Origin of the sequence: Plantibacter lichenum, from assembly GCF_050587525.1 — a bacterium.
GTDB lineage: Bacteria > Actinomycetota > Actinomycetes > Actinomycetales > Microbacteriaceae > Plantibacter.
On record NZ_JBOBFT010000002.1, the window covers coordinates 331,281 to 343,823 of the forward strand.

Below are 12,543 nucleotides of genomic sequence, written 5' to 3' on the forward strand. Positions count from 1 at the left end.
GGCCGGTCGCGGTCCGGTGGACTGCCGGTCGTGATCCGGTGCTGTGCCGGTCGTGATCCGGTGGACTGCCGGACGTGATCCGGTGGACTGCCGGACGCGGCACACGCATCGACTAGCTCGGATCGGAGCCCGCTGGCAACCCCTGCGGCTCCGGTCCGGCTCCGTCGTAGCGTTGGCATCGATTCGAATCCATCAGGAGGAACTGCATGAGCGGCATGGGCGGCATCGACGAGGTCTTCAACCCGGGGGCCTTCGAGGCGAAGCAGTTCCTCGACGCGGAGCACGAGCTCCCGGCGCCGGCGCCCCTCGCCGGAGACCCGGATCACGACATCTACGCGGACGGGCCGCTCCACATCGAGATCCCCGCCGATGCCGATGACCGATTGGATGCCGACGAATCCGACTGACCCGCAGACGCCTCCGTTCACAACTCAGGAGACGTTCGGCGTGTCGGCGCGAATCCGAGGCGTCTCGGCCCGACACGCCGGGACGCTCCTGAGTTGTGAACACACGCTCCTGCGACGGGCCGGCAGCGCGGGGCGGGCGACGGGCCGGGAGGAGCGGGCCGGCCGAGCGTCGGTCGGCCATCCACGCACGATGCCGCGCGCGAACGCAAGGAAGCTGCAGCCCGGATGGGAGAGGATGGGAGGGTGATCGAACCCCTCCACGACCCCAGCATCCGCGGTTTCGCCTCCGACAACTACGCCGGGGTGCACCCCGAGATCCTTCAGGCGATCGCCGCAGCCAACGACGGCCACCAGGTCGCGTACGGTGGCGACGTCTACACCGAGCACCTGCACGAGGTGTTCGCCTCCCACTTCGGCGAAGGCGCTCAGGTGTTCCCCGTGTTCAACGGGACGGGTGCGAACGTCGTCGGCCTGCAGTCGATGCTGCCGCGCTGGGGCGCCGTGATCGCCGCATCGACCGCGCACATCAACGTCGACGAGGGCGGTGCCCCGGAGCGCGTCGGCGGTATCAAACTGCTGACCGTCGAGAGCCCGGACGGCAAGCTCACGCCGGAGCTCATCGACAAGGAGGCGTGGGGTTGGGGCGACGAGCACCGGGCGCAGCCGCTCGTGGTGTCGATCACGCAGTCGACGGAACTCGGCACCGTGTACACGCCAGACGAGATCCGTGCGATCGCCGATCACGCCCACGGGCACGGCATGAAGTTGCACCTCGACGGCGCGCGACTCTCCAATGCGGCTGCCGCCCTCGGTCTGCCGTTCCGTGCGTTCACGACCGACGTCGGTGTCGACGTCCTCTCCTTCGGCGGCACGAAGAACGGCCTCCTGTTCGGCGAGGCCGTCGTGGTGCTCGACCCGGAAGCATCGGTCGGCCTCACCTACCTCCGCAAGCTCAACATGCAGCTTGCGTCGAAGATGCGGTTCGGTTCCGCGCAGCTCATCGCGCTCCTCGAGCCGGATGCGGACGGCGGCGGCCTCTGGCTCCGTTCGGCGTCCCACGCGAATGCGATGGCGGCGCGCCTGCGCTCCTCGCTCGACGCGCTCGTCGCCTCGGGTGAAGCGCCCGGTCTCGGGTTCAGCCAGCCGACCCAGGCCAACGCGGTCTTCGGCATCCTGCCCGCGGGGGTCGCGGATCGGGTGCGGGAGCACTTCCGCTTCTACGATTGGGATGCCGCCACCGGCGAGGTCCGCTGGATGTGCTCGTTCGACACGACTGAGGCCGACATCGACGCGTTCGTCGACGCGATCCGCACGGAGCTGCAGCGCTAGACGTCGACGGACATCCGAAGCGCAGAGGTGTCGCCGCCGACCCTCGCTGAGCCTCCTGCTCCCGGCGCCCCGGCCCCGGAGCCTTCGTGTTCAGGATGTTCGGCATGTGGGCGCATCGGCGAACACGCATCGGAACGCGCCGGCCGGCAGCGCGCCTACGGGACGAGGACGATCTTGCCCTGCGGGTGCCCGCTCTCGCTCTCGCGGTGCGCCTCGGCTGCCTGCGCGAGCGGGTAGACGGTGCCGAGCTGGAACTCGAACCTGCCTTGCGCTGCGAGTTCGGCGACGACGTCGATCGAATCGGCTCGGAGCTGCTGCTCCTCCTCGGTCAGCGGGATCGGGTTGCCGCCGGACCATGCTCGGATGCCGAGCTCTGCAGCGCGTGCGCCGACGACGATCGTGCCGATGCGGCTGCGGTCCTCAACGAGTTCGAAGGACGCTTCGAGCGCTTCGTCCGTTCCGGCGGCGTCGAGGACGCGATCGATGCCCTGCGGTGCGACGGCGCGGATGCGATCGGCAAGTCCTGGCCCATAGACCACGGGGACGGCGCCGAGCTCGGCGAGTCGTTCCTGGCTGCTTTCGCCGCCCGTGGCGACCACGTTGACGTCCCAGTCGCTGGCGAACTGGATCGCCGCCTGGCCGACAGCTCCGGACCCTCCGTGGATGAGGAGCGTTTCACCGGCCTGGACACCGAGTGAGCGGAGCGCCTGATAGGCGGTGCCGACGGGGACGCCGATGGCTGCCGCCTGCAGGAAGTCCAGGGACGAGGGCTTCCGGGTGATCTGCTGCGGGGTCACGACGACGTGGCTCGCATACGTTCCGGACCCGTTGCGGATGACGACCTCGTCGCCGACGGCCCAGCCGTCGACATCGGATCCGACCTCGGTGACGACGCCAGCGGCATCGCTGCCCAGTCGTCGCGGTTCGGTGATCGCATCGCTCGGGCGGATGCCCTTCCGGAGCTTCCAGTCGATCGGGTTCACGCCTGCTGCGCGGACCTCGACGACGAGTCCTTCTGCAGGAGCTGTAGGCGTGGGGACCTCCACCACCTGCAGGACGTCAGGTGAACCGAACTCCGAGTACTGGACGACCGTGGCCATGGTGTTCCTTTCGTTGCGTGGTGGCGTTCGCGCTCTGCATCTCGCGCCGGTGACGTCAACAGCAACGTCCCTCGCCCAACCCTATTCCGGCATGACGAACTGTGTCCGTCCCCTGACCGTCCTGACGCCGAGGTGAGGCTTCCGGTCGTTTTTCGGCCCCCGGAACAACCGGAAGCCTCACCTCGGCGAGTGGGGGCGGGCATTGCACGGGCGGATGACGCTGCATGACCGGTGAGTGGCGAGGCGTCAGCAGGGGCCGTAGCGTTGGACCATGCCCCCCACTGATGGACCGACGTCCGGCGCGCCCGGCACCGCGAACCGCACGAACGCGACGGCAACGATCGCGAACCTGCTCGACGAGACCCGCAGCTACCCGGCACCCGCGGACATCGCGGCCACAGCGAACGTCGGCCCGGATGAATGGGCGCGCGCAGCCGCCGATCCGGTCGCCTTCTGGGAAGAGCAGGCACACCGGCTCGACTGGACGACTCCCTGGCACACGGCCCACACGTGGGAACCCGCACGACCGGTCGACGGCAGCACGGCCGCCGATCACACACCCGACGCGGTGAGCACGGCAGCCCGGAACACGAGCGGCGAACCCACGCCAGAACCCGAACTCACCATCCCCGCAGCGACCTGGTTCGCGGGCGGCACCCTCAACGTCGCCGTGAACTGCGTGGACCGCCACGTCGACGCCGGCCGGGGCGACAAGGTCGCGCTCCACTTCGAGGGAGAGCCTGGCGACCGACGATCGATCACGTACGCCGAACTGCAGCGGGAGGTCGCGAAAGCCGCAAACGCGCTCACCGCCCTCGGCATCGGCAAGGGCGACCGGGTCGTCATCTACCTGCCCGTCATCCCGGAAACGGTGATCGCGACGCTCGCCGTGGCCCGCATCGGCGCCATCCACTCGCTCGTCTTCGGCGGCTTCTCGGCCGAAGCGCTGCGTTTCCGCGTCGAGGACACCGAAGCGAAGCTCCTCATCACGACGGACGGCCAGTACCGCCGCGGCACCGCCGTCCCGGTCAAGCAGAATGCCGATGCCGCAGTCGCGGGCGTCCCGTCGATCGAACACGTCCTCGTCGTCGCACGCACGGGCGATGAGACGCCGAACGTGCCGTGGACCGAGGGCCGCGACGTGTGGTGGCACGACACGGTCGGCATCGCCGAAGACGTCCATGAAGCCGAATCCTTCGACGCGGAGACACCGCTCTTCATCATCTACACGAGCGGCACCACCGGGAAGCCCAAGGGCCTCGTGCACACGGCCGGCGGCTACCTGACGCAGGCGTCGTGGACGCACTGGGCGATCTTCGACGCGAAGGACGACGACGTCCACTGGTGCACCGCCGACCTCGCCTGGGTCACCGCGCACACCTACGAGATCTACGGCCCGCTCTCCAACGGCCTCACACAGGTCATCTACGAGGGCACGCCGAACACGCCGCACCAGGCGCGCCACTTCGAGATCATCGAACGCTACGGCGTCACCGTCTACTACACGGCCCCGACCCTCATCCGCACGCTCATGACGTGGTTCCCCGACGGCCCGCCCGCCGAGTACGACCTGTCCAGCATCCGCCTCCTCGGCACCGTCGGTGAGGCGATCAATCCCGAGGCGTGGATGTGGTTCCGCGACCACCTGGGTCGCGGCGAGACCCCAGTGATCGACACCTGGTGGCAATCGGAGACGGGATCGGCCGTCATCGCACCGTTGCCTGGCGCCACGACCATCAAGCCGGGATCGGGCAGCCGCGCACTGCCGGGGCTCGAAGCGATCGTGGTCGATGAGGACGGCGAGACCGTTCCGTACGGCTCGGGCGGGTACCTCGTCGTCAGCCGCTTCGGCCCGTCCCTCGCCCGCACGGTGTGGGGTAACCCGGAACGCTACCGCGACTCGTACTGGGCCAAGTATTGGCGGCAGGGCTACTTCTTCTCCGGCGATGGCGCGAAGTGGGACGAGGACGGCGATATCTGGGTCCTCGGCCGGGTCGACGACGTCATCAACGTGTCCGGTCACCGGCTGTCGACGATCGAGGTCGAGTCCTCGCTCGTCACCCACCCGCACGTCGGCGAGGCCGGTGTGGTGGGTGTGGACGATCCGATCACCGGGCAGGCGATCGCCGCGTTCGTGATCCCGGCGTCCAGGTCCAACGGACCGGAGACCGACGACGACGCGTACTGGCTGGAACGCACCGTGGAACTCCGTGAGGCGCTCCGGGCCCACGTCGCGAACGAGATCGGACCGATCGCGAAGCCCCGCGACGTCTTCGTCGTCCCCGATCTGCCGAAGACCCGCTCCGGGAAGATCATGCGACGGCTGCTCGGCGACATCGTGGACGGCCGTGTCCTCGGCGACACGACGTCACTGCAGGACGAGGCCGCGCCGCATCGCATCGCATCGATCGTCGCGTCGAGCCGTGCCGCGAGCGCGGCTGCTGTCGCTGCGCGCGGCTGAGGCCGGCTGCCCGGTCCCTGAGCCCGCCACGGGTCCCTGAGCCCGTCGAAGGGCCACCCCGGCGAGCACAACTCCTTCAATCCGGACATCACCCGAACACCCTCCCGCGGAATTCCGCGGATGTTCCGGAGAACAGGTCCGAATCGAAGGAGTTGTGAAGGGTGACGGGAAGGCGACGACGAAACAGATCGACATCCTGGGAATAGCGATCAAACATATGCGGTTGCATGGAACGTCAACGGCGACGACCAGAACACCACCCCTCGAAATTTGGAGAGCAATGCCCACCGCAACCCGCACCGCTGAAACCGACTCGCCGATCCTCGACGTCCTCGCCGACCGCTGGAGCCCCCGCGCCTTCTCCGACGCCCCGCTCGACGCCCGTAAGCTCGCTTCGGCACTCGAGGCCGCCCGCTGGTCGCCGAGCGCGAACAACACCCAGCCGTGGCGCTTCATCGTCGGCACGAAGGGCACCGAGACCTTCGACACGATCGTCGCCAACCTCGTCGGCTTCAACCAGGCGTGGGCCGGTGCCGCCGGCGCGCTCATCGTGACGATCGTCGAGACCGCTGACGAAGAGGGCAACCCGCGTCCATGGGCTTCCTACGACGCCGGCCAGGCAGTCGCCCACCTCAGCGTCCAGGCGCACCACGACGGCCTGTTCGCCCACCAGATGGCCGGCTTCCTGCCCGACGGCATCCGCGACGCCTTCCAGCTGCCCGCCGCCCTGCAGCCGATCACGGTGACCGCACTCGGCGAGCTCGGCGACCCGGAGAGCCTCAACGAGGTCCTGCGTGAGCGCGAAGTCGCTCCCCGCACGCGCTTCCCGCTGTCCGACATCGTCCTCGTCCAGGAGTAGTCGCCAACCAGCACCGCCTCTCAGCCCGCGAGGCGTCGCATATGGCTCATCGGATCCGGTCCGAACCAGCCGTATGTGACCCCTCGCGGGCTGTTTCGTGGGTGCGTCCGGGCGACCGGTCAGACGGACAGACCGGCGACGAGGTTGATGACCGACGCGAGGATGACCGCCCCGAAGACGTACGACAGGAGCGTGTGTTTGAGGACCTCGCGGCGGAATCCAGTCGACCGCAGCGTCGTGTCCGACACCTGGTACGTCATCCCGAGGTCGAACGCCAGATAGGCGAAGTCGGTGTACTGCGGCGGCTCGTCCTGGTTGAAGTCGATGCCGCCGACCGGGCCCGCGAAGTACATCCGCGCGTACCGCAGGGTGTAGAGCGTGTGGATGAGCGTCCACGACAGGGCGACGCTGAGGACCGCGAACCCGGCGAAGAGGAACTGGTCGAAGCCCTTCGCGACGCTCGCCTGGACGATGACGACCCCCACCGCGATGAGACTGCCGATGCTCGCGAAGAGGATCAGGACTTCCGTGACGGCCCGCCCTGGATCCTCCTGCGTCGCGTGATCGCGCGTCTGCTCCGCATCCATCCGCCAGACGCGCACCCACACCGTGACGATGTAGGCGAGCGATGCCGCCGCCCAGCCCGCGAGGATCCCATCGGCCCAGCTCGCAGGGAGCGACGAGGTGCCGATGCCGACACCGATGCCGACCGCCGCACCGATCACCGCCATCACGACGAATCGCAGGACCGCTCTGCTGCGGAGGGGTACGTCGATGGGTGCGCTCACGGCTCGATGCTACTGCCGCGGCTCCCGGCCGTCGGTGTCGCCTCACCCATCCACGCGCTGACCGGCTTCCGTGCACGAGCCGAGGAGACGCCCACGCACACTCAGTCGGCGAGGAACCGGGCGAGCGCCTGCACCATCGCGGCCTGCTCCCAGCTGTGGTTCGCGCCCTGCACGGTGACCCGCGTCGCGTTCGGCAACGCCTCGACGATCGCGTCGGCCGCGGGTGGCATGATCGGCACGGTCTCGGAACCGACGATCGCGATGGTCGGCTGCGTGATCCCGCCCCACAACTCCGCACGCGGTCCGGCCTGCGATGCGGCGAGCGCCTCGGAATCGATCGCGAGGCTCGGCCCCATCGACACCATGACCGGCCAACCGGGGCTGTGGCGTGCGCCGTCGAGCCATTCGGAGGGCATGTCCTTCATGAAGTACTCGATGACCGCGTCATCGTCGTCGCCCGCGATGCGTTCCCGCAGCCCGTCGAGGTCCTCTGCGCCGCTCGTGCCGTTCTCTTCCGGCAGCGGGACTTCCCAGAGCGCGAGCTTCGTGATCGGGAGGCCTGCTGCGGCGGCCGCGAGGCTGATGGCGCCGCCGGACGAACTGCCGAACAACGCCGCTTCGCCGCCCGCGGCCTGGATGAGGGCGGCGATGTCGTCGAGTTCGTCGGCGAGCGTGAAGGACGTCGCGCCCTCGGTCTCGCCACGCCCGCGACGGTCGTAGTTGATGACGGTGAAGCCGTGCGATGCGAGGAGTCCCGCCATCGCGACGGTCTGCGGATCGAAGCCGCGGAACTGCATCGCTCCGCCCACGAAGATGACGGCCGGTCCGGTGCCGTCGCCGTGCCGGTCGTAGGCGATGCGGGTGCCGTCCGCGGAGGTCGTGGTCTCGCTCATCTGGGGGTTCCTCTCACTGGGCGGTGCGACGGTGCGCTTGACGTTGAGGCCGGCCGCAAGTCCAACGCCTCACTCACCGACGAACGCCCGGATCTCGATCGTGCCCCACGTGGACATCGGATGCTGCGCGGCGATCTCGATCGCCTCGGCCTCGTCGACCGCTTCGACGACCTCGTACCCGATGATCTGCGTTCGTGTGTCCGTGAAGGAGCCGCGCATCGCGACGAGCTCTTCATCGACGGTCGTGATGGTGAGGGCGGAACGGTCCGGTTCGAGTTCGGTGCCGAAGAGGCGGATGCCCCGCGCGTCCATCTCATCGATCCAGCTCTGGATCTCGTGTTGGATCTGGGCGGGGCGGATGAAGGCGTCGTCGTGGCAGATGAAGAGCATGAAGCGCATCGTGGTCACCTCCGTCGGCTGCGTCCCAACCTAGCCTCAGCGGCCGACGGACGGAACCTCCGGGCGCCACGAATCCCTGTGGAGACTGCCGAGGTGAGGCTTCCGGTTGTTTCGGGGCTTCGGAAACAACCGGAAGCCTCACCTCAGCGGCTCGAAGCGGGCGGAGGGGAGGAGCGGCGAGACAGGGGCGGCGCTACGCGGCGACGACCACGAGACCGTCACCGGAGGGCGCGAGCTCCACGTTGACGGTGTCGCCGTCGCGGATGGTGCCGTCGAGGATCGCCCGGGCGAGGCGATCATCGATCTCCCGCTGCATGAGCCGACGGAGCGGCCGAGCACCGTAGATGGGGTCGTAACCGCGTTCCGCGAGCCAAGCGCGCGCATCGGGGGTGACGGCGAGCGTCAGGCGGCGGTCGCCCAGACGACCCTGGAGGCGGTCGATGTCGAGTTCGACGATCTGTCCCAACTCGTCCTCGGTGAGGGCGGAGAACACGACGATGTCGTCGAGCCGGTTGATGAACTCCGGCTTGAACGCCTGCCGCACGAGTTGCTGCACCGCCTCCTCCTTCTGCTCCGGGCTGAGCGTCGGGTCGACGAGGTACTGCGAACCGAGGTTCGAGGTGAGCACGAGGATGACGTTGCGGAAGTCGACCGTGCGTCCCTGTCCGTCGGTCAGTCGGCCGTCGTCGAGCACCTGCAGGAGGATGTCGAACACCTCGGGGTGCGCTTTCTCGACCTCGTCGAGGAGCACGACCGAGTACGGACGACGACGCACGGCCTCGGTGAGCTGCCCGCCCTGCTCGTAGCCGACGTAGCCGGGAGGGGCGCCGACGAGCCTCGAGACGGAGTGCTTCTCCCCGTACTCGGACATGTCGATGCGGACCATCGCCTTCTCGTCGTCGAACAGGAACTCGGCGAGGGCTTTCGCGAGTTCCGTCTTGCCGACGCCCGTCGGTCCGAGGAACATGAACGATCCGGTCGGGCGGTCGGGGTCGGAGATGCCGGCGCGGGTGCGACGAACGGCATCGGACACGGCGGTCACGGCACGTTTCTGGCCGATGATGCGGCGGCCGAGTTCGCTCTCAAGGTGCAGCAGCTTCTCGGTCTCGCCCTGGAGCAGACGCCCCACGGGGATCCCGGTCCACGCGGCAATGACGTTGGCGATGTCGTCGGCGGTCACCTGGTCGTTGACCATGCGGGGTTCGCCGTCGACCTCTTCCTCAGCGGATTCGGCAGCGGCGAGTTCGCGTTCGAGCTGTGGGATGTCGGCGTAGAGGAGCTTGGAGGCCTGCTCCAGCTTTCCTTCACGCTGGGCGCGCTCGGCCCGGCTGCGGGCTGCGTCGATCTGCTTCTTCAGGTCGCCGACGCGGTTGAGGCTCGCACGCTCGCGTTCCCAGCGCTCTTGGAGGACCTTGAGGTCGGCCTGGCGCTGTTTGAGGTCGGCGCGGAGCCGTTCGAGGCGCTCTTTCGAGGCGTCGTCCTTCTCCTTCTTGAGCGCGAGTTCTTCGAGCTTCAGGCGGTCGACGCTGCGACGGAGTTCGTCGATCTCGACGGGCGCGGAGTCGATCTCCATGCGGAGGCGGCTCGCGGCTTCGTCGATGAGGTCGATCGCCTTGTCCGGCAGCTGACGGGCCGTGATGTAGCGGTTGGAGAGCGATGCCGCGGCGACGAGCGCGTTGTCGGCGATCGAGACCTTGTGGTGTGCTTCGTAGCGTTCCTTGAGCCCGCGGAGGATCGCGATGGTGTCCTCGACGCTCGGCTCACCGACGAACACCTGCTGGAAGCGGCGCTCCATGGCGGCGTCCTTCTCGATGAATTCGCGGTACTCGTTGAGTGTGGTCGCACCGATGAGGCGGAGTTCGCCTCGTGCGAGCATGGGCTTCAGCATGTTCGCGGCAGCGACGGAGCCTTCTCCGCCACCCGCGCCCATGAGGACGTGGAGCTCGTCGATGAAGGTGATGATCTGGCCGTCGGCCTCGTTGATCTCCTTGAGGACGGCCTTCAGCCGCTCCTCGAACTGGCCCCGGTACATCGCGCCGGCAACGAGGGCCGACATGTCGAGCGAGACGAGCTGCTTGCCCTTGAGGCTCTCGGCGACGTCTCCTGCGACGATGCGCTGGGCGAGTCCTTCGACGACGGCCGTCTTGCCGACGCCGGGCTCGCCGATGAGGACGGGGTTGTTCTTGGTGCGGCGGGTGAGCACCTGGCTCACGCGTCGGATCTCGGCGTCACGACCGATCACCGGGTCGAGTTTTCCGGACGCGGCGATGTCGGTCAGATTCACGCCGTACTGCTCGAGCGCGCTCTTCTGCTCCTCTTGCTGTTCGGGCATCTGGCCTGATGGCATCTGTTGTTCCCCCTCGGAACGGGGAGTGCGGCGAACGACGGGCCCGGTCTCCCCGAGACGGCTCAGCCGTGCACACACACTCCAAAGTTGAGTCTTACTGACTCAAGTTTAGCAGCTTGCCGCGATTGCCGCCAGAGCCGACGGATGGCGTACAGCAGCGCCCCGAACGTCAGACGACGAGTTCCTGCATCCCGGTCACCCGCAACAGATCGATCTTCCCCGCATCGGTCGATCCGGGCTCGGCCGTGTACACGATCACCCGCAGATCGCTCCCGGCCGCAGTCAGCACATCGCAGTCCAACACGATCTGCCCGACGAGCGGATGCTTCACCGTCTTGCGCTGCGAGATGCGCGGGGCGACCTCGAATCGATCCCACAGCGCCCGGAACTCCGGACTCTGCTCACTCAAGTCCTCGACGAGCGAGGCGAGCTCCGGGTCATCCGGGTACCGTCCGTGCGCCACGCGGAGCTCCGCGACCGTCTCGCGTTCGAACGCTTCGATGTCCTTGGCGTCCTGCAGCACGCGCGTCCGATCCCCCGTGAAGTGCCGCCACAGCAGATTGCGGTCGCGGTGGCTCAAGGCGGAGGGGTCGCCGAGGAGGGCGGCCCACATCGTGTTCCACTGGATGATGTCCCACGACGCCGTGTAGACGGCGACCGGCGTGTCGACGAGACGGTCGGTCATGCGCTGGATGCCGGGCGGAACGTGGCGCGAGACGAGGCCGGAAGGCGGTTCGACGGCGCCGGCGAGGCGGTACAGGATGTCACGCTCGTCGGTCGTCAGACGCAGGGCGCGGGCGATCGATGCGATGACCTGCGGTGAGGGATTCACCGCGCGGCCCTGCTCGAGCCGCACGACGTAGTCGACCGACAGCCCGGCGAGCGCCGCCAACTCCTCACGCCGCAGCCCCGGCACGCGACGTTCGCCGCCCGCCGGCATCCCCGCCGCCGCCGGCGTGACGCGGTCCCTCCACGCGCGCAACGCATCCGCGAGTGCTGATCGATTCTCCGTCATGCACCCAGTCTGCGCTTCCTGCGGCGAATCCGGGTGGTATCGGTGGTCCCACCGTCGAGCGGTACCTTGGCAGTTCCGCCGATGAGGCGCAGGCTCGACTCATGACCATCACCTTCATCACCGGGGCCAACAAAGGCCTCGGACACGAAACCGCCCGCCGTCTCATCGAAGCCGGCCACACCGTCTACCTCGGCGCCCGCGATCCGGAGCGCGGCCAGAACGCCGCCGACGCCCTCGGCGCCACGTTCGTCCCGATCGATGTGACCGACGACGCGTCGGTCGAAGCCGCCGCCGCAACGATCCGTGAGCGTGAAGGGCGCCTCGACGTGCTCATCAACAACGCGGGCATCGTCGGTCGTCAATCCGAGCCGGAGGACGTGACCGCGGACGACCTGCGCGAGGTCTACGAGACGAACGTCTTCGGGATCGTCCGCGTCACCCACGCATTCCTCCCGCTGTTGCGAGCATCGGAGCACCCCGTCATCGTCAACGTGACGAGCGGCCTCGGCTCCTTCGCCTCCGTGACGAACCCCGACATCATCGAGGGCCAGTTCGCCACGATCGTCTACGGATCGTCGAAATCGGCCGTGACGATGCTCACCGTCCAGTACTCGAAAGCACTTCCCGACATCCGGATCAACGCCGTCGACCCCGGCTACACGGCGACCGACTTCAACGGCAACAGCGGAACGCAGACCGTTCAGGAGGGCACCGATGCGATCGTCCGCCTCGCCTCCATCGGCACGGACGGCCCCACGGGGACGCTGCAGAACCGGGACGGCGTCCTGGGCTGGTAGTTCGGGCTGGTAGGTCGGGCTGCGGTCGGGGCCGGCGCTCCGGACCCGGCTGCGGCTGCGGCTGCGGCTCGAGTCTCGGCTCGGGTCTCGACTCCGGTCCTGGTTCCGGTCCTGCTCCGGTCCGGCACCGAGCCGCGGTCTTCCGCCA

General features: G+C 68.3%; 11 protein-coding genes. 5 read left to right on the forward strand and 6 right to left on the reverse strand.

What is annotated here, in order from left to right; genetic code table 11:
• The first annotated feature begins 206 nt into the window (after positions 1 to 206).
• Together ACQ3HB_RS04880 and ACQ3HB_RS04885 are read left to right on the forward strand one after the other, a co-directional pair.
• Complete coding sequence (locus ACQ3HB_RS04880; RefSeq protein WP_430918274.1) at positions 207 to 407, forward strand: hypothetical protein; 201 nt, start codon at positions 207 to 209, stop codon at positions 405 to 407.
• A 246-nt stretch (positions 408 to 653) separates the two neighbouring features.
• The gene (locus ACQ3HB_RS04885; RefSeq protein WP_430918423.1) at positions 654 to 1,736 is read left to right on the forward strand and encodes a threonine aldolase family protein; all 1,083 of its coding nucleotides are present in this window, start codon (positions 654 to 656) and stop codon (positions 1,734 to 1,736) included.
• A gap of 155 nt (positions 1,737 to 1,891) precedes the next feature.
• Here ACQ3HB_RS04885 and ACQ3HB_RS04890 read toward each other — a convergent pair whose 3' ends face one another.
• Entirely contained in the window at positions 1,892 to 2,836 is a 945-nt protein-coding gene (locus tag ACQ3HB_RS04890; RefSeq protein ID WP_430918276.1) for a quinone oxidoreductase family protein, read from the reverse strand.
• 271 nt (positions 2,837 to 3,107) lie between these two features.
• On the opposite strand from ACQ3HB_RS04890, the gene acs reads away from it, so the two are divergent.
• Complete coding sequence (gene acs, locus ACQ3HB_RS04895) at positions 3,108 to 5,297, forward strand: acetate--CoA ligase (protein ID WP_430918277.1); 2,190 nt, start codon at positions 3,108 to 3,110, stop codon at positions 5,295 to 5,297.
• A gap of 280 nt (positions 5,298 to 5,577) precedes the next feature.
• Entirely contained in the window at positions 5,578 to 6,156 is a 579-nt protein-coding gene (locus ACQ3HB_RS04900) for a nitroreductase family protein (RefSeq protein WP_430918279.1), read from the forward strand.
• Positions 6,157 to 6,275: 119 nt separating this feature from the next.
• Here ACQ3HB_RS04900 and ACQ3HB_RS04905 read toward each other — a convergent pair whose 3' ends face one another.
• From ACQ3HB_RS04905 to ACQ3HB_RS04925, 5 genes are all read right to left on the reverse strand, one after another.
• Positions 6,276 to 6,944 carry a DUF1345 domain-containing protein gene (locus ACQ3HB_RS04905; RefSeq protein WP_430918280.1) on the reverse strand — a complete coding sequence of 223 codons (669 nt, stop codon included), beginning with the start codon at positions 6,942 to 6,944 and terminating at the stop codon, positions 6,276 to 6,278.
• Positions 6,945 to 7,045: 101 nt separating this feature from the next.
• Positions 7,046 to 7,837 (reverse strand): alpha/beta fold hydrolase, encoded by a 792-nt coding sequence (locus ACQ3HB_RS04910; protein WP_430918282.1) that lies wholly within the window; start codon positions 7,835 to 7,837, stop codon positions 7,046 to 7,048.
• 69 nt (positions 7,838 to 7,906) lie between these two features.
• The gene (locus ACQ3HB_RS04915; protein WP_430918284.1) at positions 7,907 to 8,236 is read right to left on the reverse strand and encodes a YciI family protein; all 330 of its coding nucleotides are present in this window, start codon (positions 8,234 to 8,236) and stop codon (positions 7,907 to 7,909) included.
• Between the two features lie 193 nt (positions 8,237 to 8,429).
• Positions 8,430 to 10,568, reverse strand: a complete 2,139-nt coding sequence (locus ACQ3HB_RS04920) for an ATP-dependent Clp protease ATP-binding subunit (RefSeq protein ID WP_430918286.1) — start codon at positions 10,566 to 10,568, stop codon at positions 8,430 to 8,432.
• Positions 10,569 to 10,752: 184 nt separating this feature from the next.
• On the reverse strand, positions 10,753 to 11,598 hold the full coding sequence (locus ACQ3HB_RS04925) for a helix-turn-helix domain-containing protein (RefSeq protein ID WP_430918287.1): 846 nt from the start codon (positions 11,596 to 11,598) through the stop codon (positions 10,753 to 10,755).
• Between the two features lie 101 nt (positions 11,599 to 11,699).
• Between ACQ3HB_RS04925 and ACQ3HB_RS04930 the strand changes: the two genes are divergently transcribed.
• Complete coding sequence (locus tag ACQ3HB_RS04930; RefSeq protein WP_430918289.1) at positions 11,700 to 12,395, forward strand: SDR family oxidoreductase; 696 nt, start codon at positions 11,700 to 11,702, stop codon at positions 12,393 to 12,395.
• Positions 12,396 to 12,543: the final 148 nt, after the last annotated feature.

Excerpts from the sequence above, each read along its gene's own strand:
- acs (WP_430918277.1), top strand. The coding sequence starts at position 3,108 with ATGCCCCCCACTGATGGACCGACGTCCGGCGCGCCCGGCACCGCGAAC.
- ACQ3HB_RS04930 (WP_430918289.1), top strand. The coding sequence starts at position 11,700 with ATGACCATCACCTTCATCACCGGGGCCAACAAAGGCCTCGGACACGAA.
- ACQ3HB_RS04910 (WP_430918282.1), bottom strand. The coding sequence starts at position 7,837 with ATGAGCGAGACCACGACCTCCGCGGACGGCACCCGCATCGCCTACGAC.
- ACQ3HB_RS04920 (WP_430918286.1), bottom strand. The coding sequence starts at position 10,568 with ATGCCCGAACAGCAAGAGGAGCAGAAGAGCGCGCTCGAGCAGTACGGC.
- ACQ3HB_RS04900 (WP_430918279.1), top strand. The coding sequence starts at position 5,578 with ATGCCCACCGCAACCCGCACCGCTGAAACCGACTCGCCGATCCTCGAC.
- ACQ3HB_RS04880 (WP_430918274.1), top strand. The coding sequence starts at position 207 with ATGAGCGGCATGGGCGGCATCGACGAGGTCTTCAACCCGGGGGCCTTC.
- ACQ3HB_RS04890 (WP_430918276.1), bottom strand. The coding sequence starts at position 2,836 with ATGGCCACGGTCGTCCAGTACTCGGAGTTCGGTTCACCTGACGTCCTG.
- ACQ3HB_RS04925 (WP_430918287.1), bottom strand. The coding sequence starts at position 11,598 with ATGACGGAGAATCGATCAGCACTCGCGGATGCGTTGCGCGCGTGGAGG.
- ACQ3HB_RS04915 (WP_430918284.1), bottom strand. The coding sequence starts at position 8,236 with ATGCGCTTCATGCTCTTCATCTGCCACGACGACGCCTTCATCCGCCCC.